At 41.2% G+C, this 422-nt stretch carries 1 protein-coding gene; it reads right to left on the reverse strand.

Annotated elements, in window-relative coordinates:
• Positions 1 to 422, reverse strand: a 422-nt coding sequence (gene deoC, locus IDG65_RS14360) for a deoxyribose-phosphate aldolase (protein ID WP_206174254.1), incomplete at both ends; no start/stop codon positions are given.

Below are 422 nucleotides of genomic sequence, written 5' to 3' on the forward strand. Positions count from 1 at the left end.
TTGAAGTTTTAACGAAGTCCGCACCAGCCGCTTTTGTTAATTCACTCGCTTTTACAATTTCGTCATGGTCCAACAATACCGTCTCAATAATCACTTTTACTGTGTGACCTTTCGCAGCTTTAACCACCGCTTCAATGTCTTGTTGTACATCATCAAAACGCCCATCTTTTAATGCGCCGATGTTGATGACCATGTCAATTTCGTCTGCACCATTTTGAATTGCATCTTCTGTTTCAAATGCTTTCGTTGCAGTTGTCGACGCACCTAATGGGAATCCTATTACCGTACAAACTAACACCTCTGAATCAGCTAGTCGCTCTGCTGCATATTTAACATGCGTTGGATTCACACATACAGATTTAAAATTGTATGCTTTCGCTTCATCGATGATTTGATCGATTTGCGTACGTGTTGACTCAGGC

The sequence above is a fragment of the Staphylococcus sp. EG-SA-17 genome (genome assembly GCF_017151845.1).
Lineage (GTDB): Bacteria > Bacillota > Bacilli > Staphylococcales > Staphylococcaceae > Staphylococcus > Staphylococcus aureus.